Here is a 24,311-nt window from a genome sequence, read left to right on the forward strand (position 1 = left end):
CCAGCCCCAGCGCGCAGGGGCAGGCGATGATCAGCACCGCGACCGCGGCGGTGAAGGCCGCCCCGGCGCCCTGCCCGGTGCCGAGCCAATACCCCAAGGTGGCGACCGACAACGCGATGACGATCGGCACGAAGATCCCGGAGATGCGGTCGGCCAGGCGCTGCACCTGCGCCTTGCCCGTCTGGGCGTCTTCCACCAGGCGCGCCATCTGGGCGAGCTGGGTGTCGGAGCCGACCCGGGTGGCCCGCACGACCAGCCGGCCGCCCGCATTCACCGTCGCCCCCGTCACCGCATCCCCGGCCCGCACCTCGACCGGGACCGACTCACCGGTCAGCATCGAGGCGTCGACGGCAGAGGTGCCTTCCTCGATCACCCCGTCGGTGGCGATCTTCTCGCCGGGCCGGACGACGAAGTGGTCACCCACCGCGAGGTCACTGGTGGGGATGCGCACCTCGGCCCCGTCGCGGAGCACGGCCACGTCCTTGGCGCCCAGTTCCAGCAGGGCGCGTAGCGCCGCTCCGGCGCGCCGCTTGGACCTGGCCTCGAAGTAGCGCCCGGCCAGGATGAACGCGGTGACCCCGGCGGCGGCCTCCAGGTAGATGTTGCCCGAGCCGTCGCTGCGGGTGATGGTCAGGTCGAACCCGTGCCTCATCCCGGGCACGCCGGCATCGCCCAGGAACAGGGCCCACAGCGACCAGCCCAGCGCGGCGATCGTGCCGAGCGAGACGAGGGTGTCCATCGTGGCGGTGCCGTGCCGCAGGTTGGTCCAGGCGGCCTTGTGGAAGGGCAGGCCGCCGTAGACCACGACGGGGGCGGCGAGCGTCAGCGACAGCCACTGCCAGTAGGTGAACTGCACCGCCGGGATCATCGCCATCGCGATCACCGGCACCGCCAGCACGACGGAGACCAATAGCCGGGTCCGCAGGGGAGCGAGCTCGTCTTCCGGCTCCCCGGGCGCCTGCTCGGGTGTGGGCGGCTCGGGCAGCCTGGCGGTGTATCCGGCCTTCTCCACCTCCGCCACCAGCATCTGCGGGTCCAACTCCACAGGGAAGGTCACCTTGGCCTTCTCCGTGGCGTAGTTCACCGTCGCGGACACGCCCTCCAGCTTGTTGAGCTTGCGCTCGATCCGGTTCGCGCACGACGCGCAGGTCATGCCGCCTATCGAAAGCTCGACGCTGCCGCCGGTGGCGGACGGCTGGTCGTCGGTGATGGAGGTCATCGCTCCTCCTTTCTGGATCATGCCCGGTGTCAGTGGCCCGAGTGAGCGTGTTCGGATCCGTGGTCCGCCGTGGCTGTGGGGACAACCCCCTGCTCCGCACGTACGGTGAAGGCGGCGGTGTGCACGGTTCCGTCGTGCTGGAAGTCGAGGAAGAGCCGGTAGTCGCCGCGGCTGGGAACCTCGGCGTAGAAGGTGATGCCGGGCCCGGCGGGGGTGACGCCGTCACCCGGAGCGCCGTCGGGGTGGACGTGCAGGTAGGCCAGGTCGCCCACGCGCAGCGCGACCAGGTGCCCGTAGGCCCCCAGATAGGGCTGCAGGTCGGTGACGGGCTTGCCGTCCCTGCTGATCTCGGCGGTGAGCCTGCTCGCCGCACCCGGTGTGAGAGTGCCGTCGAGCCGGACGGTGTATCCGTCGACCGTCACCGTACGGCTGGGCGCGGGCAGCGGCCGGGGCGCATAGTCGCCGGGGGCGTACAGGTCGGCGCCGAGGGTCAGGCCCTCCCCGCCCTGGGGGACGAAGTCGGCGAACACCCGATAGGCGCCGGCGTCGGGCAGCGTCAACGGCACCGACCAGATCCCCTCGCCGGACAGCTCGGGGTGCAGGTGCCGGAAGACGGTCGCATCCCGGCTGACCACGATGAGGTGCAGCTTCTTGTCGTGCTCGGTCTCGTAGGCGGTCACCGGGCGGTTGTCGGGACCGTTCACCGTGAACCGGAAGTCGGTCTCCGTCCCGGGGGCGATGGTCGTGGTCAGCGGGGTGAGGGTGTAGCCACTCTGGGACACCTGGAGTCCTCCCGGTACGTGTTCCGTCTTCTGCGTGGCCGGTGAAGGGGCCGCGTGACCTCCGTGCCCGTTCTTCACGGGCGCCGGTCCGGTCGCGCCGACGGCGCCGCCGACGCCGAGCGCTCCCGCGAAGACCACGGCGAGACCGAGGACATAGGTGCCCAGCCGGGCTGGCGTGTTCATTGCTTGTCCACCACTTCGTATCCGGCCTCCTCGACGGCGGCCCTGATCTGGGCCGTGTCGAGGGGGCTGTCGCTTTCGACGGTCACAATCCCGGTGGCGAGATCGACCTCGACGCCGGTGACGCCGGGGACCTCGCTGACTTCTTCCTTCACGGAGCTGACGCAGTGGCCGCAGGTCATGCCGGTGACGGTGTAGGTGGCGGTGGTCATGACGCTTCTCCTTCGTTTGATCGGTCAGGAACGGACGAGACGGGCGACGGCGTCGGAGGCTTCCTTGATCTTGACGTCGGCCTCGGTGCCGCCCTTGGCGATGGCCTCGGCGACGCAGTGCGCCATGTGCTCGTCCAGCAACTCCAGGGCGAACGCCTGGAGCGCCCTGTTGGCGGCCGAGACCTGGGTGAGGATGTCGATGCAGTACTTGTCCTCGTCGACCATCCGCTGCAGTCCGCGGACCTGCCCCTCGATCCGGCGCAGCCTCCTGAGGTGGTCTTCCTTGGTCCCCGTGTATCCGGCCATCTCCCCGCCTTGCTCCGAGGTCTGTTGTCTCTATTGAACACCCTACCCCCCTAGGGTATTTCGCGGGCCCACCGCGACCGAGGGCGGGCCCGCTCGGTGGGATCTACACCCCCACCGCCTGGGTGTCCGTCGTGGCGGGCGCCGCCGATGCGGACTTCCGCATGAGCAGCAGGGTCAGTACGGCGCCGGACGCCGCCACGACGGCCGCGCCGACGAAGGCGGCCTGGAAGCCGTCGGTGAGCGCGGCCGGGCCATTCGCCGCGGCCGCTCCCCCACTGGTGGCGAGCGCGGTCATCACGGCCAGCCCGAGCGCCGAGCCGATCTGATAGGTGGTGTTGACGATGCCCGAGGCCAGCCCGCTGTCCTCGGGCCGCGCGCCGGACATCGCCGACATCATCGCGGGGATGTAGGCCAGGGACATTCCCACCGCCGCGACCAGCGAGGCGGGCAGCACGTCGGCGACGAAGGTCCCGTCCGGACGCACCAGGGCCAGCCCGGCCACCCCCGCCGCCAGCACGGCGAGCCCGATGACGATCAGCGGCTTGGCGCCGAACCTGCCGAGCAGCCGGGAGGTGATCGCGATCATGAAGATCATGATCGCGACCGTCATGGGAAGCAGGGCCGCTCCGCTGGGGAAGGCGCTGTAGCCCAGGACCTGCTGCAGATAGAGGTTGAGGAAGTACCACATCGGGATCCAGGCCGCACCCAGCAGCGCCATCGCGAGGTTGGCGACGGCCAGCCCGGGAGTCCGCCAGATCCCCAGTGGCATGAGCGGCTCCCGGATCACGCGCTGCACGAGGAGGAACAGCGCGAGCAGCACGATCGCCCCCACCAGTTCCAGCAGCGTGGCGGCGGATCCCCAGCCCTGTTCGGGCGCTCGCACGATCGCGAACACGGCCAGGGCGATCGCCGCGGTGACGGCGACGCCGCCGAGCACGTCCACCGAGCCGCGCCTGCCGGCCACCGCGGGCAGCAGCGCGGGCACGGCGAGCAGGGTGGCGACGCCGATGGGGATGTAGACGATGAACACCCACGGCCAGCTCAGATACTCAGTGACGACCCCGCCGAGGAACACCCCGGCGGTGCCGCCGGCCGGCGCCGCCGCGCCGTACAGGGCCATGGCCTTGCCGAGCTCCCGCGGATCGTGCCCGAAGAGCATCATGAGCAGGGTCATCGAGGCCGGGGCGATGAGCGCGCCGCCGACGCCCTGCACACCACGGCCGAGGATCTCCGCCCAAGGGCTGCTCGCCGCGGCGGCGACGGCCGACCCGGCGATCAGGACGAGCCAGCCGGTGGTGAAGATCCTGCGGGCGCCGAACAGGTCGGACAGGCGCCCCCCGAGCAGCAGCAGGCCGCCGAAGGCGATGACGTAGGCGTTGAAGACCCACTGCAGCGCGTCCGGGGAGAAACCCAGATCGCGCTGCATGTCGGGTAACGCGACCCCGATGATCGAGGTGTCCATGATGACCATGAACTGCGCCGCGGCGAGCACGACCAGTGCCCGCCACCTGCGCGGATTGACGGCGTTCATGCCGCACTCCTGTTCTTCGCATCCACCCGCGATGGGAGGATGCGCTAGGGGGTTGGGTGTGATGCCGAATCGGACCGGCCCCGCAGGTGGGCGTGCATGCCAGTGCACGCCCACCGCCTTCTTCGGGGCTCGACCCGCTAGACCCGGCTCGCCAGCTGATAGCCGGCCCGTTCCACCGCGGCGCGGATCTCCTCGTCGGTGAATCCCGCGCCGCTGACGGTGACCACGCCGGCCGGCAGGTCGACGGCCACGCCGGTGACGCCGCCGACCTTGCCGATCTCCCCGGACACCGACGAGACGCAGTGACCGCAGGTCATCCCGCTCACCGAATAAGCCCTGCCGTCCGCCGCATTCGCCTCAGCGGTCGCCGCGCTCTGAGCCGACTCCGTGCCGCACGCACATGCCGTGCACATGCCCGTCCTCCTTGTGTCGCTTACCCCCAGGGGGTACCTGTCGCGAGAGACCATAGCATACCCCGGGGGGGTGTCAACGCTCGCGAGCGGCGAGAACGGCGACTGACCGCCACCCGCCCGGTCTCCCGCATCTCGCGCGCGACGCCCGTCGCCTCCGCTGTCGCCGACTCCAAGAGACCCTGCTGTGCACCTACCTGTCGGCGGTGCCGCCCCCCGGGCTCGCCCTCGACAGCACCTTCGGCTGGCCCTGGGCCGACCCGATCGCCGCCCTGGTCATCGCCGCCGTGGCGGTCAAGGAAGGCCGCGAAGCCGCCCCCACGGTCATCGGCGTGCGAAGGGGTTGCATCCGATACCCAGGTACGGGCTTACCGTCAGAGGCGTGACCCAGGACATCGCCCTTGACCAGGGATGGGCTTCCTCAGCATGCACCTTGCCCACCGCGGAGCAGCCGCTGCGGGCGGCCGAATTCGACGCCTTGTTCGCCGAGGCGGTCCAGGCGGTGTGGCGCCCTGGGCGTGAGCGGCTGCGACTGGAGCTCGTCTTCAGCCCGGAGCACGCGGCCCGGGCCGCCGAGCTGACCGCGCGGGAGAACGGCTGCTGCTCCTTCTTCTCCTTCACCCTGACCATCGCCGACGGCGGCCTGGCACTGGACGTGGCGGTGCCGCCGGCACAGATCGAGGTGCTGGACGCGCTGCAGGCACGCGCCGTCGCGGCGGCCGCATCAGGGTCGGCCATTGCGGGACCTGCCGCATCGCGAGGATCGGCGTGAGGCAGGATCTCGACGGCCCCTACCTGCGCAGCGGGCAGGTGGCCAAGCAGGCGGGGGTCAACCTGCAGACGTTGCGCTACTACGAGCGTCGCGGGCTGATCGCCGAACCGGCGCGCAGCCCCGGCGGGCACCGCGCCTACCCGCCGGAGACCGTCACCCTGCTGACCGTCATCAAGGCCGCCCAGCGGCTCGGCTTCACCCTGGACGAGGTCGCCGAGCTGATCGACACCGGCCGGCGCGGTCACCCCACTCCCGACCTGCGTGCCCGCGCCCAGGCCAAGATCGCCGAGATGGACGCGCGCATCGCCGACCTGACCACCATCCGCACCGCGCTTACTCAGGTGGTCACCGCAGGCTGCGACAGCCTGACGAACTGCACCTGCCCCGACTGCCCGCTGCCGTACGCCGACCTGGCCACCGGCGGCCCCACCCCCGAGGAGGGCTGACCATCGTGAGCACCCACCCGGACCATCCGGCCCCCGTCCCCGAGCCCGTCAGCGCATCGGGCGACGCGGCCGTCAGGTGCCTGCCGAAGCGGCGGGGGCAGCTGCGGATGCTGAGCACCCGCACCGCGGCGAGTAGATTGACCCGGCGGCGGACGGGCCCCTGCCATGCGGTGTACTACCGGCCATGACGGTCATCCGCTCCCTGCTGCTTTTCGTCCTGGCCGCCATCGCGGAGATCGGCGGAGCGTGGCTGGTCTGGCAAGGCGTACGCGAGCAGCGCGGCCTGCTGTGGATCGGCGGCGGTGTGATCGCGCTGGGCCTGTACGGGCTGGTCGCCACGCTCCAGCCGGACGCGAACTTCGGCCGCATTCTGGCCGCCTACGGCGGCGTCTTCGTCGCCGGGTCCCTGGCCTGGGGAATGCTCGTTGACGGGTTCCGACCCGACCGCTGGGATGTCATCGGCGCGCTCGTCTGCCTGGCCGGCGTTCTGATCATCATGTACGTGCCACGCGGCTGACCGAGCAAGGTGGGTGGATCAATCAACTCGGCGCCGACGACCATGAAGAAATCAGCCAGGTGCGATCCGCGTACGGGTCACCCCGCCGGGACGGCATCTTCGACGAGCGGCCCAGCCCGGAGGAATGCGCGTGATTGTCGCAGTACCTCCACTTATATCCGTCAGAATAACTCTGTCTGATTAGACTTCTGGACATCCTCCGCGCCGCCTTACGGCCCTACGCCGGCCAGGACGGTCGTTGCACCTCGAGCTGGACTCAGCGGACGGCAAGAAGGAACCCGCTGGTCACCCGTGTGACCGTTACTCCTTTTCCTTTTCCCCTTACCTGTTCTTTTCCCTGAATAAATGGTTTGCCCGCAGATGGCGCGTACTGGAATGCTCCGCCGAGCAGGAACAGAGAGGAAACCGCGAAGTGGCCGTCACCGCATCCAGCCAGCCGTCCGAGTCCGAGCCGGAAGTCCGCACGGCGGCCGGCGTCCTCCGCGGCGGCCGGGAGGCGGGCCTGGCGGTCTTCCGCGGCGTTCCCTTCGCCGAGCCGCCGGTCGGTGCGCTCCGTTTCGCCGAGCCGCAGCCGGTGAGCGGCTGGGACGGTGTGCGCCCGGCGGTCGCGTACGGCCCGCCGCCCCCGCAGTCCGGCCTGCTCGGGGTGTCCCAGGACACCGCCGGCGACGACTGGTTGACGCTCAACGTGTGGACGCCGGATCCGGATCCGGCGGCAGGGCTCCCGGTGATGGTGTGGATCCCCGGCGGCGGTTACGTGGCGGGCGACTCCAGTCTCCCGGAATACGACGCCGGGCGCCTGGCCGGGAGCGGACTCGTGGTCGTGACCCTCAACTACCGTCTCGGTATTGAGGGTTTCGCACAGATCGACGGAGCCCCGGCCAACCGGGGACTGCTCGACCAGGTCGCGGCCCTGCAGTGGGTGCGGGACAACGTCCGGGTGTTCGGCGGCGACCCGGGCCGGGTCACGGTCTTCGGAGAGTCGGCGGGTGGCGGATCGGTCGCCGCGCTGCTCGCCATGCCGCGCGCCGCCGGGCTCTTCCGCCGGGCGGTCGCGCAGAGCGTGCCGGGGACGTTCTTCTCCCCCGAGCTCGCCGCCGACATCGCCACCGCCTGCGCCGCCGAGCTGGGGGTACGGCCCACAGTGTCCGGCCTGTCGGCGGTGGCCCCGGACCGGCTGCCCGCCGTGGGCGACGCGATCTCCGCCAAGACGGCCCGATGGCGGGAGCGCTGGGGGCAGATCGCACACCGGCCGATCCCGTTCGCACCGGTCGTCGACGGTGACGTCCTGCCGGCGACCCCTTGGCAGGCGCTGGCTGACGGCGCTGCCCGGGACATCGGGCTTCTCGTCGGGCACACCCGTGACGAGCACCGGTTGTTCAGCCTGATCGACGGCGTGCTTGGCCAGGTCACGCACGAGCAGGCCGAGACCGCTCTGCACATGCTCGCCCCCGACCCGGACGGCGCACGCCGATACCGGGAGGCGTTCCCGGCCGCGGCCGATGAGGAGCTGTACGAACTGGTCAACGCGGACTGGCTGTTCCGCATGCCGAGCCTCCACCTCGCCGACGCGCAGATCGCGGGCGGCGGCCAGGCTCACCTCTACGAGCTGACCTGGTCCGCCCCGGGATTGGGCGGTGCCCTCGGCGCCTGCCACGGCCTGGACGTGCCGCTCGTCTTCGGCAACCTGAGCAGCGGACAGCCCGCCATGCTGATCGGCGACCCGCCCTCCCCGGCGGCGGAGGAGCTCTCCGCGCAGATCCGCAGGGCGTGGACGGCGTTCGCCGCTCACGGCGACCCGGGCTGGCCTCCGTACGACACCGGCCGCCGTCTCGCACAGCTCTTCGACACGCCGTCGGTGGTCACCGCCTACCCGGAGGAGACCTCGCGGCTGCTGTGGCAGGACCACACCTTCCCGGCGCTCCCGCTGCTCGTGCGGTAGCGGCCGTCAGCCGGCCAAGCGCAACCTGGCCAGGACCTCGGCGCGTTCCCATTCGGCCTGGCGCTGCCGCAGGCCAGTGTGGCGGCCTCGTTCTGCGGCTCTTCGTTCGTCTTCTCGATCAGAACTTTCCCGGCCGGGCGGCAGTCCAATGCGGCATGAACATCGGTGACAGAGGAATCGGCAAGCACAAGGTGGTTCGGCTGGGACGCCCGGCCATTGCGGCGGCGCTCGCCGCGGGGATCGCATTGACCGGCGTCACGGCGGCGAGCGCGGCCGCGACGTCCGCCGACGCCACCACCAGTGCGGGCGGCAAGTTTGGCCCATACGGCTACGGAGGGGTGCGGCTCGGGATGACCCTCAAGCAGGCCGAGGCGACCCGCAAGGTCGTGAAAAAGCTCGACGAGGGTCAATGCTCGGGATGGGATCTCAAGGCGCACCCGACCGGCCGCGACGGTGTGGGCCTCTACATCTCCAAGCATCTGGGAGTCGCCCTCATCGAAGCACCCAAGGGCGTCAAGACGCCCGAGGGCATCAAGGTCGGCTCCACCCTGAAGCAGGTCAAGAAGGCCTACCCCCGGCTCGACACCACGGGCAACTACCCCGTCGCTGCCGTTCCCGGTAACCCGAAGGCCCTGTACTACTTCCTGTCCTACCGAGGCAAGGTCTACGAGTTGGGTCTGGCCCTGAAGAACCAGGACTGCACCAACTAGGCCCGGCCGGTCTCGCAGAACCCCCTCGCACAACCGGCAGGTTCTGCGAGGAGTTCTGCGAACGGCGACCTGCGCGAACACGGCCCGTCCGGTGCGGCGAGGGAGCGGGGCCCGAGGGCGCCCGCTCCCCGCTCGCGCGTCGCCGCGCCGTGACGCACGGTCGTGCCGGTCAGCCGGTGGTGCAGGCCGAGCCGTTGAGGCTGAAGGCCGAGGGGTTGGGGTTGCTGCCGGAGTAGGTGCCCTGGAAGCCGAACGAGGTGGTGGCGCCGGGAGCCAGTGAGCCGTTGTAGGACACGTTGCGAGCGGTCACCGACGAGCCGCTCTGGCTCACCGTGGCGTTCCAGGAGTTGGTGATCTGCTGGCCGCCGGAGAAGGACCAGGCCAGCGTCCAGCCGTTGATCGTGCCGCTGCCCGTGTTGGTGATGGTCACGTCGGCGGTGAAGCCGTTGTTCCACTCGTTCTTCGAGTAGGACACCCGGCACGCGCCGGTGCCTCCCGGCGAGGAGGGCGAAACCGAGGGCGAGGGACGGGAGGAGGGCGAGACCGTGGGCGAGGGATCGGTCGTGCCACCGATGGTGATGTTGGAGTTGCCGCTGCTCTGGTAGCCCTCGGTGGCGAGGATCTGGTAGTCGTGGGTGCCGAGGTTCATGCCGTAGCGGGCCCAGGCGTCGAAGTGGTTGCCGGTGGTGATGGTGCCGCCGACGCGCTTCTGCTGCCGGACGCTCCAGTACTGGTTGAAGGTCTGGTTGCCGTCGATGGACGGGGCGTTGTAGCGCGTGGTCTCGTAGATGTCGTAGGTGCCGCCGTCGCTGGTGACGGTGCCCTTGTAGGTGCCGGTGGGCCGCCAGGAGCCCCAGCTGTCGACGATGTAGTACTCAACCAGCGGGTTGCGGGTCCAGCCGTACACCGACAGGTAGGAGTTGCCGGAGGGGTTGAAGCTGCCGGAGTAGGTGACGGTCCTGCGTCCGCCGGGCTTCCAGCCCTTGCCGGCGACGAAGTTGTTGGTGTTGCGCCACGAGGTGCTGTAGTTGCCGCCGGGCCCGAGGTCCATGGAGACCGTGCCCTGGCTGTCGGTCCAGAACGAGAAGAAGTAGCCGTTGTTGGTGCCGGTCTGGTTCGTGGTGACGGCAGCGTGGGCGACGCCGGGCAGCAGCGCCACGGCCGCGGCCAGCGCCACGGCGCAGACACGGCCGATCAACAGCCGCACACTGCCGCGCCCGCGGCTTCTCATCCGAACGGGACTGTGATTCATGTACGTACTTCCTCCTCATCGGGCCGACGGAGGCCGGGCTGCGTGATGCCGACGGCCGGGGTGAGGGCCACCGCGCGTCGGCGTCATACACCGCGGCGGAGGTCGGCCGGTCGTCACGCGGTCGCCGACCTGAGGACCATGTCGCGGTTGGTGACTCGGATCGACAGTGGTCGAGGCCCTTCGTTCGGGCGAAATTATCGGACAGACGGCGAAAGTGTCAGCCCGAGCCCGTGGGGCTGTCAACGATTCACGTCAAGCCGGTTCCGCCCAGAGATGTCGTCTCGACGGATCGATCCTGGTCACGGGATCGGCGGCGGGACGGGCGTCGGCGGAGGCGATGAAAGTTGCGCGGAACCTGGCGGGTATGGCCCGAGGAAGCCGGCCGCGATCGGCGTGCTCCTCGGGTTCCACCGGCGTCATGAGCCGCGTCTTTGAAACTTTCAGCAGCACGATCAGGAGATCTCCTCAGCCGTCCGCCGCCCGAAGCTCATTCTGCTTTTCCCGTTGAGTGGCCACTGACATGCCCTGATATAGATCTTGTCCCTCGTAGGTTCCCCCGATGTTTCGAAAGATCGTTGACACTCCGAGCGAGAGAGTCCGATACTTTCGCCACCGTACCGATAGTTTTCTGAACAGCCGCTCACCAGAGCTCGAACTCTCCAGGTACGGCGCCGGAGCCCGGGTCATGATCATAATCGTTTCGTCCCAGGTCGCGCCCCGCTCTGGTTGCAAGACAGGCGCCGGACTCTGCTCGCGGCCAAGCTCGAACGGAGGCGTTGTCGCAGGTCATACGACGACCACCCCCGTAAGGGGCTACTCCTGCGGCGGGTGCTCGGCTGGACGGCGTCCCCAGGCCGAGATCAGCGGCGCGAGTGTCAGGTCGAGTTCGCCCGCGTGGATGGCGGCCAAGTGCGCGTCGATCTCGGCGTCGTCGGCCAGGCCGGCCGCGAGCAGCTCGCCGCGCACGTGCCGGATGGTCGCCGCCTCCAGCCGGTCGCAGGCCGGCCCGCCGACCGGGAAAAAGCCCGCCGCGGCGACATCCACCAAGCCGGCCTCACGCAATGCCCGCGGCAGTGTCCGGCCGTAGCGCAGGTCCGCGCCGCGGCGCGTCAGCAGCTCCCGGACCGCGTCGCGCAGCCGGTTGGCCCGCCGCTGCGCCGGGCCGCTGTCGTCCAGGCATGCCAGTGGCTGCAGGGCGGTATCGGCGTCTTCGACCAGCAGCCAGCCGCCGGGCCGCAGCGCAGCCGCCATCGTGGCCAACGCCCGAGCCCGGTCGGGTACATGGACCAGCACGAGCCGGGCGTGCACCAGATCGAACGTACCCGGCTCCGGGGGCGGATCGGCGGCGACGTCGTGCCGGCGCACCTCGTACCCGTCGCCCGCCTTCAGCCACGACGGGTCGATGTCCGTGGCCAGCACGTGCCCGGTCGGACCGACGGCCGCCGCGAGCGCCTCCGGGATACTGCGGCCACCGGCCCCCACCTCCCAGCAGCGCGAGCCGACCCTGACCCCCAGTCGATCGAAGTGCCCCCGCGTCACACCGTCGAACAGCTCGGCCAGCCAAACGAATCGCTCGCCCGCCTCGGCGCGGGCGTTGTCCAGCAGGTACCCGCGGGCGGGAGCGGGCTCTCCACCGAGCGCGGTGGTCCCGCCTGTCGGATCCGGTCGGCCACCGTCGTGCGGCGGGCGGGGCGAGGAGGTCATCACTACATGGTCACCTCCCCAGACCACCAGCAGCCTCCGATGTGTACCCGGGACAGCCCGGTCGAGTCCGCCGAGGTGTGAGTCCAATCGACGGCCGGCTTCGGGCAGGCCGCGTTCATGATGTTGCCCCGGCGCCTGAGCCGCACGCCGCCACTACTGGTCTTGGTTCTTCTCCGCCTGACGCTGCTGCTCGAGGTAGGCGCGGCGCTGCTCCTCGGCCCGCTCCCGGCAGCGGCGGAGGAACTCCTCGTCGTCGTCGGGGTTGGAGGGGACGAACCGGCCCGGCCGGTCGTACTCGGGGAAGCGCCCGGTGTTGCCCTTGTACGGCAGCCCGCCGGGCCGCGTCGCGGTCTGCGGCCGGCCCGCGATCAGCCACAGGATCGACCCGACCTCGGGAAGGAACAGGACGATCAGGATCCACAACCCCTTGGGCAGGTTGCGGCAGTCCTCCTCCGCCGCGACGATCACGTCGAACAGGCAGAAGATCCATAAGGCGAGCAGAACCAGACCGAACCCGCCATAGATGAGGGGCATCCCGAATCCTCCCAGTTTCAGACGCGCAGAGCGTAGTGGATCCGATCTTCGTCCGTCGGGACTTTCCGGGAAGGCGATCTTTCCCGATGTGGCCTTCGAGGAGGCTGAGCGCAGAATCAGCGATAGCGCCTGTGACTTCTTCGCTCTGTCACCTGCAGGTGGGTGATCGGCCGCTGCCGAAGCGGGAGGAGTACACCGCGTTCTGCTACACCGGGCGAGGCTTCGGCCGTGACCGCGAACGGGTGTCTCTTGACTTCGGCTCGGACGCGTTCGCCGCAGGCATGCCCTCGGATGTTGTTAACGCTAACATTTTGAACTCGTCTTCGTCCTCCTCCACGAGAGATCAACCGGTGGTGGTGGAGCGGAGCAAAGCCGGGGCGAGGGCACGGTGTCAAGTGACGCAGTTCATCCGGACGCGAGCGCGGAGGGTGCGAACGCGGCCCAACTGCCGCATCAGGGGACTCTCCGGGCTCGCCGGCAGCGACGACGGGTGAAACGTTCATCCGATGACCGCGCTCCTCGATCGCGCACCGACCGCGGCGGTTCCGGGATCACGAGGTGATTCACGCGGCACGGGGCTTTCGCAGCGGGACCCTGCTCTTGACACATTTCGGTGAGGTTTCCACACTGAGCCCCGAGGCGGTCTCCCGCTGTCCGGTGGTGGTGCGCGGGGCGGAGGCCCGCCGTTCGCGACGCCTTCGTGGTGTGCGCTCCCTTGCGCGGGAGCACGGCGTCCAGCGCTGAATGCCCCGCGTCTCCCCCTTTTCTGGTTGCAGTCATGGAGGCTCAGGCATGGGCGCACACGCCGTTCCGCCGCCGGGAACCCGGCGACCACCCACGGACCCGTCCGCGTCCGGGCCCGGCTCGCGGAGCCGGTCGCTCCGGCACGCGATGGGCCGGGCGATGGCGGCGGCGGTGGCCGTCCTCGGGCTGCTCTCGGCGGCCATCGCGACCCGGCCGGCGTCGGCCGCGGACAATCCCTACCAGCGCGGGCCCAACCCGACCGTGGCGAGCGTCGCGGCCACCAGGGGGACCTTCGCGACCGCCCAGACCAGCGTGCCGGCCGGCAACGGCTTCGGCGGCGGAGTCATCTACTACCCGACCGACACCAGCCAGGGCACGTTCGGCGGGGTCGCGATCGTGCCGGGCTACTCCGCCCTGTTCGCCAACGAAGAGGCCTGGATGGGTCCCTGGCTCGCCTCGTTCGGCTTCGTGGTGATCGGCATCGAGACCAACAGCCGCACCGACAGCGCGGACGCCCGGGGGACCCAGCTGCTCGCCGCGCTGGACTACCTCACCCAGCGCAGTTCGGTACGCGACCGGGTCGACCCGAACCGCTTGTCGGTCGTCGGCCACTCGGCGGGCGGCGCGGGGGTCCTCAGCGCGATCCTCCGGCGGCCCTCCCTCAAGGCCGGGATCGGACTCGCGCCCGGCTCGCCCGTCGGGGACTACAGCCTGTCCAACGACCGGGTGCCGACGATGTTCATCTCCGGCCAGCGGGACACGACGGTCACGCAGTCGTACCTCAACGGGCTGTACACCACCATCCCGGCCTCGACGCCGAGCGCGTGGGTGGAGATCACCGGGGTGGACCACCTGTTCGCGACGCGGGCCAACACGACCGAGATGCGGGTGCTGATCCCGTGGCTGAAGATCTGGGTGGACAACGACACCCGGTACACCCAGTTCCTGTGCCCGCTGGCGGACTCCACCGGCATCTCGATGTACCGCAACAAGTGCCCGTACGTGCCGCCGGGCGGGTCGTCGCCGTCGCCGAGCCCCTCCCCCTCGTCCAGCCCGTCGCGCTTCCCGTCGCCCTCGCCCTCGCCCTCGCCGTCCCAGTCGCCGTCGCAGTCGCCGTCCGCCAGTCCGTCGCCCCCGCCGCCGGGCGCCTGCGTGGCCGAGTACCGCACGGTGAACTCGTGGCCCGGCGGCTACCAGGGAGAGGTCACGGTGACGGCGGGCGGCTCTGCGGTCAACGGCTGGACCGTCAGGTGGACGCTCGGCAGCGGCCAGACGATCACCCAGCTGTGGAACGGCACGCTGAGCACGAGCGGCTCGGCGGTGACGGTGAAGAACGCCTCCTTCAACGGCTCGATCCCGGCGTCCGGCTCGGCCACCTTCGGGTTCCTCGCCACCGGCACGCCGTCGACCCCCTCGCTCACCTGCACCAGCCCGTGACCGATCGCGGCACGTTGTTCCGATCGATGTCCCGTTGACTCCGGAGAGGGCCGCACACACGACCCTCTCCGGGCTCCGGCAGGGCCTCTTATGGCGATGGGAGACCCTGCCGGAGAACACCCGCCCTTACCGCCACCTCGCTCGGGGCCTTCGGGTCGCAGGTCATCCCCCCGGACACCCGCTGCGTCTCGCCGGAGCGGAGCTCCCGGTCGAAACGATTCCGCGTGTCCGTACCCGCCGTGGACTTGGAGAACTGAATTGTCTGATTTCACCCGAAGGCAACTGCTGCGATTCGGCGCGGTCGGAGCCGGAGCCGCGATGCTGCCGGTGCAGTGGACGGCCACTGCGCGGGCCGCGTCGGCGCCGCCGCCGGAGGTGCGCGCCGCGAACGATCTGGCGCTGTGGTACGACGCGAGCGCCGGCACCGACTGGCTGCGTGCGCTTCCGATCGGGAACGGCCGGCTGGGCGCGATGGTGTTCGGCAACGTCGACACCGAGCGGTTGCAGCTCAACGAGGACACCATCTGGGCCGGCGGGCCCTACGACCAGAGCAACACGAAGGGCGCGGCGGCTCTCGGGCAGATCCGGCAGCTGGTCTTCCAGAACCAGTGGAGCCAGGCCCAGACCCTGATCGACCAGAACATGCTGGGCAACCCCTCCGCCCAGCTGGCGTACCAGACGGTCGGCAACCTGCGGCTCACCTTCGGCAGCAACAGCGGAGTCTCGGAGTACAGCCGTTCCCTGGACCTGACCACGGCCACCACGACCACGTCGTACCTGCAGAACGGCGTGCGATACCGGCGTGAGGTGCTCGCGAGCGCGCCGGACCAGGTGATCGCCATCCGCCTCACCGCCGACAGGGGCGGCTCGATCACGTTCTCCGCGACGTTCGACAGCCCGCAGCGGACCACGCGCTCCAGCCCGGACGGCACGACGGTGGCGCTCGACGGCGTCTCCGGCGACCAGCGAGGTCTGGCGGGCAAGGTCAAATTCCTGGCGCTGGCCCGGGCCGTCGCCGACGGCGGCACGGTCAGCAGTTCCGGCGGCACCCTCCAGGTGCGGGGCGCCAACAGCGTCACCGTGCTGATCTCCATCGGCTCCAGTTACGTGAACTTCAAGGACACCAGCGGCGACTACCAGGGCATCGCGCGGCGCTATCTCGACGCCGTCAACGGCAGGACGTACGACGATCTGCGCGCCCGGCACGTGGCCGACTACCAGCGGCTGTTCGGGCGCACCACGCTCGACCTCGGCCGCACCTCGGCGGCCGACCAGCCGACCGACGTGCGGATCGCGCAGCACGCGAACACCAACGACCCGCAGTTCTCGGTGCTGCTGTTCCAGTACGGCCGCTACCTGCTGATCTCCTCCTCGCGGCCGGGCACCCAGCCGGCGAACCTGCAGGGCATCTGGAACGACTCGCTGACCCCGGCGTGGGACTCGAAGTACACCCTCAACGCCAACCTGCCGATGAACTACTGGCCGACCAACACGACGAACCTGCCGGAGTGCTTCGAGCCGGTGTTCCGGATGATCAACGACCTCACGGTCAGCGGCGCCCGTACGGCCCGGGTGGAGTACAACGCGGGTGGCTGGGTGACCCACCACAACACCGACGGATGGCGGGGCTCGTCGGTGGTCGATTTCGCCGCGGCGGGCATGTGGCAGACCGGCGGCGCGTGGCTGTCCACCATGATCTGGGACCACTACCTGTTCACCGAGGACCTCGACTTCCTCCGGCAGTACTACCCGGCGATGAAGGGCGCGGCGCAGTTCTTCCTGGAGACGCTCGTCCAGGAGCCGAGCCTGGGGTATCTGGTGACGAACCCGTCGAACTCCCCCGAGCTGAACCACCACTCGGGCGTCAGCGTGTGCGCCGGCCCGACCATGGACAACCAGATCCTGCGCGACCTGTTCAACGGCTGCGCAAAGGCCAGCGAGGTCCTCGGCACGGACGAGAGCTTCCGGAGCCAGGTCCTGGCCGCCCGGGACCGGCTGGCTCCGATGAAGGTCGGCTCGCGCGGCAACATCCAGGAGTGGCTGTACGACTGGGTGGAGACCGAGCAGAACCACCGGCACATCTCGCACCTCTACGGCCTGCACCCCAGCAACCAGATCACCAAGCGCGGCACCCCCACGCTCTACAACGCCGCGCGCCGGACCCTCGAACTGCGCGGCGACGACGGCACCGGCTGGTCGCTGGCCTGGAAGATCAACTACTGGGCGCGGATGGAGGAGGGCGACCGTGCCCGCAAGCTGATCGGCCTCCTCGTGCGGACGGACCGGCTCGCGCCGAACATGTTCGACCTGCACCCGCCCTTCCAGATCGACGGCAACTTCGGCGCGACGTCCGGCATCGCGGAGATGCTCCTGCAGAGCCACAACGGGGAGTTGCACGTGCTGCCCGCTCTGCCCTCGACGTGGCCGAGCGGGAAGGTGCAGGGCCTGCGGGGACGCGGCGGCTACACCGTCGACGCGACCTGGGTCAGCGGCGGGAACACCGAGATCCTCGTCAAGTTCGACCGCGACGGCACGGTCAACGTACGCAGCCGGATCTTCACCGGGACCTACCAGGTGGTCGACGCCGAGACCGGCGGTGCCGTCACCGTCACCAAACCCGAGGCCGACGTCATCGCGCTGCCCGGCCAGGCCGGCCGCACCTACCGCCTGACCGGGTCCGGCGGCACCTCCACGCCGTCGACCTACGTGCGGATCGCCAACGCCACCACCGGCCTGGTGCTGGACAGCGGCGGGAACGTCGCGTCGGGGTCGAACCTCAAGCAGTGGAACTGGGACGGCAGCAACAACCTGCAGTGGCAGCTGGTCGACCTGGGCGGCGGCTGGTACCGGATCGTCAACCGCACCAACGGCATGGTCGCCGACAGCTGGGGCAACACCGCCAACGGCGCCAACGCCAGGCAGGCGGCCTGGAACGGCGGCAACAACCAGCAGTGGCGCCTGAACGACCTCGGCAACGGCCGCTACCAGATCGTCAACCGCGGCACCGGCACGTCCCTCGACGGCATGGGCTACACCACCGCCGGCTCCGCCGTCGGCATGTGGACGCCCAACAACAACACCAACAACCAATGGACGATCACCGGCGTGTGACCTGGCTGATCCCGGCATGATGGAAGGGAGTGTCGGGGCGCGAGGGTTCGCCATGAACGCACGACGGGTCACACGGCGGTTGACTCGACGGATTTCCTGAACGGGTCGGCGCCGCCCTGGCGCGCCAGGGCGGCGTTGACTACCGGATCGGCCTGTCCCGCACGACCTCCCGCTGAGGAGCACCCGGCCGCCCGACCGCCCACCACCCATCGGGCGTTCCCACCGCACCATGCCGGCTCGTTGGTCACCGACCACGAGCCGGCATGTCCGCGTGCCTGAAAGCGCATCTCCCGCCCTCCCACCTTGCTGCAGCCGCCTCCTCCCCCCGTCCTCCGGAAGCACAGCCGCCGGCAGCACGGCCCGTGTCCTGGCCGATGGCGGCGCGATCGTGGTGTCGTTCGTGAGTTCCGGCGCCGGATGTCGCTGAGTTCGGGCGCCGGCGAGATCTCGCCGCTCTCGACGAAGATGCGGCGATAGGCTTTCCGATCAGCAGGGCGTCCGCGTCAGTCATCGGCTCAGGGGCCGCTCCGACGGGCGAAACGCGGGTCGGAGGGATCGGCCGCGTCGCGGCGAGAAATTTCTGCGGGACCGTGTCGATCCGCGGGCCGCTCGTTCGACGTGTGGGTGCGAGGGCCGAGAGGCGGCCCCGCCGGACGAGGAGAACGCGATGCCGAAGTACCTGCTGATCATGCGGGGCACCGACGAGTCGAACGCGGCCATGATGGCCGACATCGACGAGATGATGGCCACGACCCGCCAGTTCATCGAGGAGATGCTCAAGGCCGGCGTTCTCCTCGCCGCGGAAGGGCTGGACGATCCGGGCCAGGGCGTCGTGGTCGACTTCAGCGGCGAGGCCCCGGTGGTCACGGACGGGCCGTACGGCGAGACCAAAGAGCTGTTCGGGGGCTTCTTCCTGCTCGACGTCGCCTCGAAGCAGGAGGCGGTCGAGTGGGCCAAGCGGGTCCCGGCGGCCCCCGGGTCCAAGATCGAGGTCCGGCGGGTGCCCGGCAGCGACGAGGTCCCGCAGGTCGGACAGTGATCACCAAGGACGGGGCCGGGCGCGAGAGCAACGGCCAGATCTGATGGGTACGGCCGATGTCGAGGCGGTCTGGCGGATCGAGTCGGCGCGGATCGTCGCCGCGCTGACCCGGTTCACCGGCGATTTCGGGCTGGCCGAGGACGCGGCCCAGGAGGCGGTGGCCGAGGCGCTGGTGTCGTGGCCACTCGCCCCTCCGGCCAATCCGGCCGGCTGGCTGATGGCCACGGCCCGGCGGCGGGCGATCGACGCGATCCGCCGCCGGACCGCCCTCCAGGACCGATACGCCCTGCTGGCGGCCGACTCGGCGGTCGGCTCGGCGGCTGACGAACAAATCGACCCCGACAAGATCGATGACGACGTGCTGGCGCTGATGTTCGTCAGCTGCCACCCGGTGCTCTCCCCCGAGTCCCGGGTGGCGCTGACCCTGCGCGTGGTCGGCGGCCTGTCCAGCGAGGAGATCGCCCGCGCGTTCCTCGTATCCGTGCCGACCGTGCAGGCCCGCATCACCCGGGGCAAGAAGACGATCGCGGAGGCCGGGGTGCCGTTCGAGCTGCCGCCGGCCGCCGAGCGCCGGGAGCAGCTGGCCGCCGTGCTCAGCGTCCTCTACGTGATCTTCACCGAGGGGTCGACGGCCACGTCGGGCGACCGGCTGCTGCGCCCCGACGTCGCGTACGAGGCGATCCGGCTGGCCCGCACGCTGGCCGCGCTGCAGCCGGACGAGCCGGAGGTGCACGGCCTGCTGGCGTTGTGCGAGCTGACGGCCGCGCGTTTCCCCGCCCGGACCGGCCCGGACGGTTCGCCGGTCCTGCTGGAGGAGCAGGACCGGCGGCGGTGGGACTTCTCGGCGATCCGCCGTGGGCTGGCCGCGCTGGCCAAGGCATCGACTCGCGGCCTCGGCCCCTACGGCCTGCAGGCCGCGATCGCCGCCACCCACGCGGCCGCGCCCTCGGTCGAGGCGACCGACTGGGACCGGATCGTGGTGCTCTACGAGGCACTCGGCCGGGTCGCGCCCTCGCCGGTGGTCGAGCTCAACCGGGCCGTCGCTGTGGCCATGGCCTCGGGCCCGGCACAAGCCCTGGCCATCGTGGACGAGCTGATCGCCTCGGACCGGCTCCCCGGCTCGCATCTGATCCCGACCGTACGCGGGGAGCTGCTGGCCCGACTCGGACGGCGAGCGGAAGCGCGCGCCGAGCTGGAGCTGGCGGCCCGGCTGTGCGCCAACCAGCGCGAACGCTCAGTGCTGCTGCGCAAGGCGGCCACGCTGAGCTGACTTCTCCAGCCCGGCCAGCCGGGACTCAAGCGCGGCCCCGGGGGGCCGCGAAGTCCGCCCTGACCTGATCCATCGAACACGATGGCATCTGCCCAGAAGATCTCAGTAGCGTCCGGCTATGAGCATTGATGAAGGAGGAGCCGCAGCACCACCGGCAAAGGCCGATGATGACCGTGCCCCGTCCCGGAGGCCATGGTCGATTCTCCGGCGGTATCCCGACTTCCGCCGGCTCTTTGTCGGCAACTCGATATCACTGCTGGGATCAAGCGTCACCGTGGTGGCGCTGCCGTTGACAGCGGTCGTCTATCTGGACGCCTCGCCCGCCCAGATGGGGTTCTTGGGCGCGGCGGCGTGGCTTCCGCACCTCGTTCTGGGGTTGCCCGCGGGCGTATGGGTGGACCGCATGCCCTACCGGCGGATCCTTGTCCTGACGGACCTGGCGCGGACCCTGCTGCTGGGCTCGGTTCCGGTCCTGGCCGTACTCGGCCTGCTGCAGATCTGGCATCTGTACGCTGTGACGGTTCTCGCGGGCGTCTGCGGCCTTCTGGAGGCCGTGACCGCTCAGTCGTTCACCCCCGCCCTGGTCCCACGTCAGCAGCTCCTACCGGCCAACAGCGCGCTCATGCTGAGCAACGCGACCGTCAACACGACAGGCTCAGCTGTGGGTGGTGTGGTGGTCTCGCTCCTGTCCGCGCCGGCTGCCATCGCTGTCGACGCGGTCTCGTTCTTGCTCGCCGGCCTGTGTAAGGCGCGTATTCGCGCCCCTGGAGCGGGGGCCGTCCACGCGGAGCGGCGGCAACGTCACCTCGGCGCCGGCATCGTCGAGGGAGTGCGCGTGGTCTTCGCTCATCCGACCATGCGCGCTGTGACCCTCGCGGCCACCATCGGTGCCCTCGCCGGCCAGATCCAAAACGTCGTCTTCGTGCTCTACCTGGTTCGAGACCTCAGGCTGACTCCGGCCCTGATCGGCGTGTACATCGCGATCAGTGGCGTGGCGGGCATCCTCGGCGCCCTGGTGGTGGCCCCCGTCACCCGGCGCATCGGCCCAGGCCGGTGTTTTGTCACCGGGATGCTCATCGCGGCCGTCGCCGGCCTGGTGCTCGCGGCCGCGGGCAGCCTTGTGGCACTCACGCTCGTCATCCTGGCCGTCGCGCAGTTGCTGCGAGGGGCCGGTCCCTCGCTCTACGGGGTCAACCAGCAAACCCTCCGGCAGACTCTGATCGCCCCCGCCCTGCTCTCACGCGCCAACGCCACATGGCGTTTCCTCGTTTCCGGGATGCAACCCCTCGGCGCGCTCCTCGGTGGGCTCCTCGGATCGTTGCTTTCTCTCCGAGCCACCCTCGTCATCAGCAGCGGCGTGATGCTCCTTGGCACCGCGATCGCCTACGTCTCACCCCTACGCTCCCTACGGGAAATCCCCGCTCCGGAACGCGGCGACGAAGGTCCGGCCTGACGCTGGTGGTCACCGCCGCTGCAGATTGACGGCCTGCGGGTGACGATCCTTCACGACGAGCCGAATGCGCCCCCCGGGGGCGCCTGAAGCCGGCCGAGGCCGGGCGGAGCCACGGTGTTCCGCCCGGCCTCGGGGATGACTGGTTCAGGTGGGTTGGGTTATGGACAGTTGCCGATATCGCTTTCGGAGGAGGCCAGGACGACGTTGGTCTTGGCCAGGCCGAGGGCGTCGACGGTGATGTGGACGGCGTTGACGGTCAGGCCCTTGTCCGGGGTGGTGAATGGGGTCTGCTCGTTGAGGACGAGCTTGACGACGCCGACGTTGACCGTGGTATTGGGCTGGACATTTGTGGGTTCCGCGATGACCACCGTGTTGCCGACCTTGAGGAAGGCGATCGTGGTGGTTCCGGTGGAGCCGGCGCACGTGGTGGTGGAGGTGGATTTGATGGTCTTGACGCTGATCACCGGGATGCCGGTGATCCCGACGGTGGTGTCGTCGATGGAGGCGGTGGCGACGGATTTGCCGGGGAATTCGGTGGTGGCGACCTGGGCGCACAGGGCGTGCGCGCTGATCAGTCCGCTGAGGCTGGCGGTGCAGGGCACCGAGGTGGTGCCGGTCGAGGTGGTGGAGATGGGGCCGGTGTCGGGGGTGCGTGCGATGTTGACCAGTTGGATGCCGGCCAGGGAGGCGTCGGCGGTCAGGCCGTAGGCCCGTCCGGTCAGCCGCTGCGGCGTGACGGTGACTTGTTCTTCGCTGCACGGTGAGGTGACGGAGTTGTTGTTGGCGTCGCCGCCGTAGGTGGCGGTCCACCGGTAGGTGCCGGCCGCGCCGATGGTCACGTTGCCGGACGCGGCGGTGCCGCTGCCGGACAGCGTGCCGGTGCGGGTGGCGATCGGCGTCGCGCAGTCGGTGTCGCCGGGGCCGTACAGCTGGAATGTGACAGTGCCGGTGGGGTGGAACCCGCCGGAGACGGTGGCGGTGTCGGACACGACGCCGCCGGCCGGCACGGACCCCGATGGGGTGGTGGCGAGGCCCGGGGTGGCCTTCACAACCACGACCTCTTCATCGCCGCACGCGGAGGTGACCGGGTTGTTGGCGTCATCGCCGCTGTAGGAGGCCACCCACCGGTAGGTGCCCACCCCGCCCGCGGGGATGTTCCCGGACGCGGCGGTGCCGCTGCCCGACACCGTCCCGGTACGAGTCGCGATGGGCGTCGCACAGTCGGTGTCGCCGGGCCCGAACAGCTGGAACGTGACGGTGCCCGTCGGGTGGTACCCACCGGACAGGGCAGCCGTATCAGAGACGTTCCCGCCCGCGGGCACCTGGCCCGACGGCGTCGTGGCGATCGATGGGGTCGCCTTGGGCACGTGCTCGCTGATCGTTTCGGTGAAGCCTGGTGACAGGACGCCGTTGAGCAGGAAGTCCACCTTGCAGGTCAGGGTGCTTCCCGGTACGGCTCCGGCGCCGACGGAGACGACCTCGGTGAAGGTGGCGTCATCGCCGCTGGTCACCGTCCGGCTGCCCGGGGTCAGGGACACCGACAGGTTCGGATCGCAGTCGCGTAGCTGATGGGTGACCGTGACCGGCAGGTTGTGCAGGGCCGCCAGGATGGTGTCGCTGACCTCCGAGGCGTTGAGGCCGGAGAACAGTTGTCCATCCGTGGCGTCGGTGATCGCGGTCGCCTGCCCGCCCGAGTTCAGCCCGGCCAGGTCGAACGCGAGCACGGTGATGTGGGCTGCCTGCAGGGCGCTGATCGCGTCGGCCAGCGTATGGCCGTTGCTGGGGTCATGGCTGGGGGCGTCCCCGATCAGCAACACGATCCGGGTGCTGTCCGGCCGGAAGCCGACCGCCCCGGACGCGACCTGGAACAGACCGTTGATGCCGTCCTCTGGGAGGTCGCCGCCGCCCGTCGCGACCAGCGAGTTGAGACCGTTGGTGACGTCGGTCTGGTTGGCGGTGAGGTTCTGCGCCACCCGGAACGACGTCGCGTCCACCGACACGTCCCTGTACTCGGCGACCGCGAACTGCGCGTCCGGCTGCGCCGAAGCGACGTTGGACAAGATGGTGTTCGCATTGGTCCGCACGTTCGAGATGACCCCGCCCATGCTCCCTGTTGTGTCGATCAGGAACGCGATATCCGGCTTGGGCGGGATCGCCGGAGTGGACACGGTCTTGGCGATCGTCGTCGACTCGCCCGGGGCCAGTTTCAGCGTCACGTCGGCCGGGGTGACCCCGGGCGCGGCGGACGCCGTCCCTACCCCGGCCACCAGCATCGCACCGGCCACCACCACGCACACGGCGGCCCGTAATCTTCGCGTCATTCTCACGGTGTCATTCCTTCTGGTGTGGCGTTATGCCATTAAGGAATTTGGGATCGCCGACCGTCCAGAATTTCTCTGAATGCGCCACCCGGGACGCCCTCTCCTCACGTATCGGCGCGAGCGGATACCAAATCGCATTGGTTGACAACCTCGGTGACATGTTCAGCGCCGGCCGCTTATCAACGAGGGGGTGTGGCCACGGTCACATGGTGACTGTTCGGCGAATAGATGTAAATAGGCCACTTACGGCAAGTTCCCGACTGGCCACAGTCGGCCACTCCTTGCCGATGAGAGGCGCCCGCGAGCAGCGATCTTTGCCGGGATCTTCTTCAGATGTGCCCGACCAAATGAGCGATCCGCAGTTTGCCGCTTCGGAAAAGAACGGCCGTTTCCAGCCCTCCGGACCGCCTGAATCACGG

Annotated in this window: 19 protein-coding genes and 1 pseudogene; 10 read left to right on the forward strand and 10 right to left on the reverse strand. The window is 69.8% G+C overall.

The genetic code is table 11. From position 1 onward, the window contains the following. The 6 genes from HHX35_RS41085 to HHX35_RS41110 form a co-directional block, all read right to left on the reverse strand. Nucleotides 1-1,219 (reverse strand): cation-translocating P-type ATPase (locus HHX35_RS41085; RefSeq protein ID WP_182904011.1); only part of this gene is annotated, 1,219 nt, incomplete at its 3' end. Nucleotides 1,220-1,248: 29 nt separating this feature from the next. Further along, nucleotides 1,249-2,184: a hypothetical protein gene (locus HHX35_RS41090; RefSeq protein WP_182904012.1), complete on the reverse strand. Its 936-nt coding sequence runs from the start codon at nt 2,182-2,184 to the stop codon at nt 1,249-1,251. Beyond that, nucleotides 2,181-2,393 carry a heavy-metal-associated domain-containing protein gene (locus HHX35_RS41095; protein WP_182904013.1) on the reverse strand — a complete coding sequence of 71 codons (213 nt, stop codon included), beginning with the start codon at nt 2,391-2,393 and terminating at the stop codon, nt 2,181-2,183. The genes HHX35_RS41090 and HHX35_RS41095 overlap by 4 nt, the downstream gene beginning before the upstream one ends. Nucleotides 2,394-2,417: 24 nt before the next feature. Then, nucleotides 2,418-2,699, reverse strand: coding sequence for a metal-sensitive transcriptional regulator (locus HHX35_RS41100; protein WP_182904014.1), 282 nt, complete (start codon nt 2,697-2,699; stop codon nt 2,418-2,420). Nucleotides 2,700-2,802: 103 nt separating this feature from the next. Beyond that, nucleotides 2,803-4,230: an MFS transporter gene (locus HHX35_RS41105; protein WP_182904015.1), complete on the reverse strand. Its 1,428-nt coding sequence runs from the start codon at nt 4,228-4,230 to the stop codon at nt 2,803-2,805. A gap of 137 nt (nt 4,231-4,367) precedes the next feature. Beyond that, on the reverse strand, nt 4,368-4,643 hold the full coding sequence (locus HHX35_RS41110; RefSeq protein ID WP_182904016.1) for a heavy-metal-associated domain-containing protein: 276 nt from the start codon (nt 4,641-4,643) through the stop codon (nt 4,368-4,370). Between the two features lie 379 nt (nt 4,644-5,022). Between HHX35_RS41110 and HHX35_RS41115 the strand changes: the two genes are divergently transcribed. From HHX35_RS41115 to HHX35_RS41135, 5 genes are all read left to right on the forward strand, one after another. Next, nucleotides 5,023-5,412 (forward strand): hypothetical protein, encoded by a 390-nt coding sequence (locus HHX35_RS41115; RefSeq protein ID WP_182904017.1) that lies wholly within the window; start codon nt 5,023-5,025, stop codon nt 5,410-5,412. Continuing rightward, nucleotides 5,409-5,858 (forward strand): MerR family transcriptional regulator, encoded by a 450-nt coding sequence (locus tag HHX35_RS41120; protein ID WP_182904018.1) that lies wholly within the window; start codon nt 5,409-5,411, stop codon nt 5,856-5,858. Before HHX35_RS41115 ends, HHX35_RS41120 begins: the two co-directional genes overlap by 4 nt. A gap of 184 nt (nt 5,859-6,042) precedes the next feature. After that, the gene (locus tag HHX35_RS41125; protein WP_182904019.1) at nt 6,043-6,375 is read left to right on the forward strand and encodes a YnfA family protein; all 333 of its coding nucleotides are present in this window, start codon (nt 6,043-6,045) and stop codon (nt 6,373-6,375) included. 412 nt (nt 6,376-6,787) lie between these two features. Next, nucleotides 6,788-8,317 (forward strand): carboxylesterase/lipase family protein, encoded by a 1,530-nt coding sequence (locus tag HHX35_RS41130; RefSeq protein WP_182904020.1) that lies wholly within the window; start codon nt 6,788-6,790, stop codon nt 8,315-8,317. Nucleotides 8,318-8,472: 155 nt separating this feature from the next. Beyond that, the gene (locus HHX35_RS41135; protein ID WP_259405878.1) at nt 8,473-9,027 is read left to right on the forward strand and encodes a hypothetical protein; all 555 of its coding nucleotides are present in this window, start codon (nt 8,473-8,475) and stop codon (nt 9,025-9,027) included. Nucleotides 9,028-9,196: 169 nt separating this feature from the next. Here HHX35_RS41135 and HHX35_RS41140 read toward each other — a convergent pair whose 3' ends face one another. The 3 genes from HHX35_RS41140 to HHX35_RS41150 all read right to left on the reverse strand — a co-directional run bounded on the left by HHX35_RS41140 (nt 9,197) and on the right by HHX35_RS41150 (nt 12,517). Then, nucleotides 9,197-10,279: a glycoside hydrolase family 11 protein gene (locus tag HHX35_RS41140; protein WP_182904021.1), complete on the reverse strand. Its 1,083-nt coding sequence runs from the start codon at nt 10,277-10,279 to the stop codon at nt 9,197-9,199. Nucleotides 10,280-11,092: 813 nt separating this feature from the next. Continuing rightward, nucleotides 11,093-11,983: a methyltransferase domain-containing protein gene (locus HHX35_RS41145; RefSeq protein WP_182904022.1), complete on the reverse strand. Its 891-nt coding sequence runs from the start codon at nt 11,981-11,983 to the stop codon at nt 11,093-11,095. Nucleotides 11,984-12,136: 153 nt separating this feature from the next. After that, on the reverse strand, nt 12,137-12,517 hold the full coding sequence (locus HHX35_RS41150; protein WP_182904023.1) for a PLDc N-terminal domain-containing protein: 381 nt from the start codon (nt 12,515-12,517) through the stop codon (nt 12,137-12,139). A 792-nt stretch (nt 12,518-13,309) separates the two neighbouring features. On the opposite strand from HHX35_RS41150, the gene HHX35_RS44345 reads away from it, so the two are divergent. The 5 genes and pseudogenes from HHX35_RS44345 to HHX35_RS41175 all read left to right on the forward strand — a co-directional run bounded on the left by HHX35_RS44345 (nt 13,310) and on the right by HHX35_RS41175 (nt 21,571). Continuing rightward, nucleotides 13,310-14,698 carry a cellulose binding domain-containing protein gene (locus tag HHX35_RS44345; RefSeq protein ID WP_259405879.1) on the forward strand — a complete coding sequence of 463 codons (1,389 nt, stop codon included), beginning with the start codon at nt 13,310-13,312 and terminating at the stop codon, nt 14,696-14,698. Between the two features lie 258 nt (nt 14,699-14,956). After that, nucleotides 14,957-17,809 (forward strand): glycosyl hydrolase family 95 catalytic domain-containing protein, encoded by a 2,853-nt coding sequence (locus HHX35_RS41160; RefSeq protein ID WP_259405880.1) that lies wholly within the window; start codon nt 14,957-14,959, stop codon nt 17,807-17,809. 667 nt (nt 17,810-18,476) lie between these two features. Further along, nucleotides 18,477-18,892: pseudogene (locus tag HHX35_RS41165) on the forward strand (YciI family protein). Further along, the gene (locus HHX35_RS41170; RefSeq protein WP_182904025.1) at nt 18,892-20,118 is read left to right on the forward strand and encodes an RNA polymerase sigma factor; all 1,227 of its coding nucleotides are present in this window, start codon (nt 18,892-18,894) and stop codon (nt 20,116-20,118) included. Before HHX35_RS41165 ends, HHX35_RS41170 begins: the two are co-directional and overlap by 1 nt. 118 nt (nt 20,119-20,236) lie before the next feature. Continuing rightward, a complete protein-coding gene (locus HHX35_RS41175; protein WP_182904026.1) occupies nt 20,237-21,571 on the forward strand; it encodes an MFS transporter in 1,335 nt (444 codons plus the stop codon). Between the two features lie 158 nt (nt 21,572-21,729). Here the strand turns inward: HHX35_RS41175 and HHX35_RS41180 are convergent, their stop codons facing one another. Further along, on the reverse strand, nt 21,730-23,892 hold the full coding sequence (locus tag HHX35_RS41180; protein WP_182904027.1) for a choice-of-anchor P family protein: 2,163 nt from the start codon (nt 23,890-23,892) through the stop codon (nt 21,730-21,732). Nucleotides 23,893-24,311 lie beyond the last annotated feature (419 nt).

Origin of the sequence: Microbispora sp. H10830, from assembly GCF_014161375.1 — a bacterium.
GTDB classification, from domain to species: domain Bacteria; phylum Actinomycetota; class Actinomycetes; order Streptosporangiales; family Streptosporangiaceae; genus Microbispora; species Microbispora catharanthi.

What these genes read in the sequence shown, in the direction of transcription:
- HHX35_RS44345 (WP_259405879.1), top strand. Translation starts at nt 13,310, where the DNA reads ATGGGCGCACACGCCGTTCCGCCGCCGGGAACCCGGCGACCACCCACG.
- HHX35_RS41125 (WP_182904019.1), top strand. Translation starts at nt 6,043, where the DNA reads ATGACGGTCATCCGCTCCCTGCTGCTTTTCGTCCTGGCCGCCATCGCG.
- HHX35_RS41170 (WP_182904025.1), top strand. Translation starts at nt 18,892, where the DNA reads ATGGGTACGGCCGATGTCGAGGCGGTCTGGCGGATCGAGTCGGCGCGG.
- HHX35_RS41100 (WP_182904014.1), bottom strand. Translation starts at nt 2,699, where the DNA reads ATGGCCGGATACACGGGGACCAAGGAAGACCACCTCAGGAGGCTGCGC.
- HHX35_RS41110 (WP_182904016.1), bottom strand. Translation starts at nt 4,643, where the DNA reads ATGTGCACGGCATGTGCGTGCGGCACGGAGTCGGCTCAGAGCGCGGCG.
- HHX35_RS41175 (WP_182904026.1), top strand. Translation starts at nt 20,237, where the DNA reads ATGAGCATTGATGAAGGAGGAGCCGCAGCACCACCGGCAAAGGCCGAT.
- HHX35_RS41145 (WP_182904022.1), bottom strand. Translation starts at nt 11,983, where the DNA reads ATGACCTCCTCGCCCCGCCCGCCGCACGACGGTGGCCGACCGGATCCG.
- HHX35_RS41180 (WP_182904027.1), bottom strand. Translation starts at nt 23,892, where the DNA reads ATGACGCGAAGATTACGGGCCGCCGTGTGCGTGGTGGTGGCCGGTGCG.
- HHX35_RS41140 (WP_182904021.1), bottom strand. Translation starts at nt 10,279, where the DNA reads ATGAATCACAGTCCCGTTCGGATGAGAAGCCGCGGGCGCGGCAGTGTG.
- HHX35_RS41135 (WP_259405878.1), top strand. Translation starts at nt 8,473, where the DNA reads ATGAACATCGGTGACAGAGGAATCGGCAAGCACAAGGTGGTTCGGCTG.
- HHX35_RS41090 (WP_182904012.1), bottom strand. Translation starts at nt 2,184, where the DNA reads ATGAACACGCCAGCCCGGCTGGGCACCTATGTCCTCGGTCTCGCCGTG.
- HHX35_RS41105 (WP_182904015.1), bottom strand. Translation starts at nt 4,230, where the DNA reads ATGAACGCCGTCAATCCGCGCAGGTGGCGGGCACTGGTCGTGCTCGCC.
- HHX35_RS41095 (WP_182904013.1), bottom strand. Translation starts at nt 2,393, where the DNA reads ATGACCACCGCCACCTACACCGTCACCGGCATGACCTGCGGCCACTGC.
- HHX35_RS41150 (WP_182904023.1), bottom strand. Translation starts at nt 12,517, where the DNA reads ATGCCCCTCATCTATGGCGGGTTCGGTCTGGTTCTGCTCGCCTTATGG.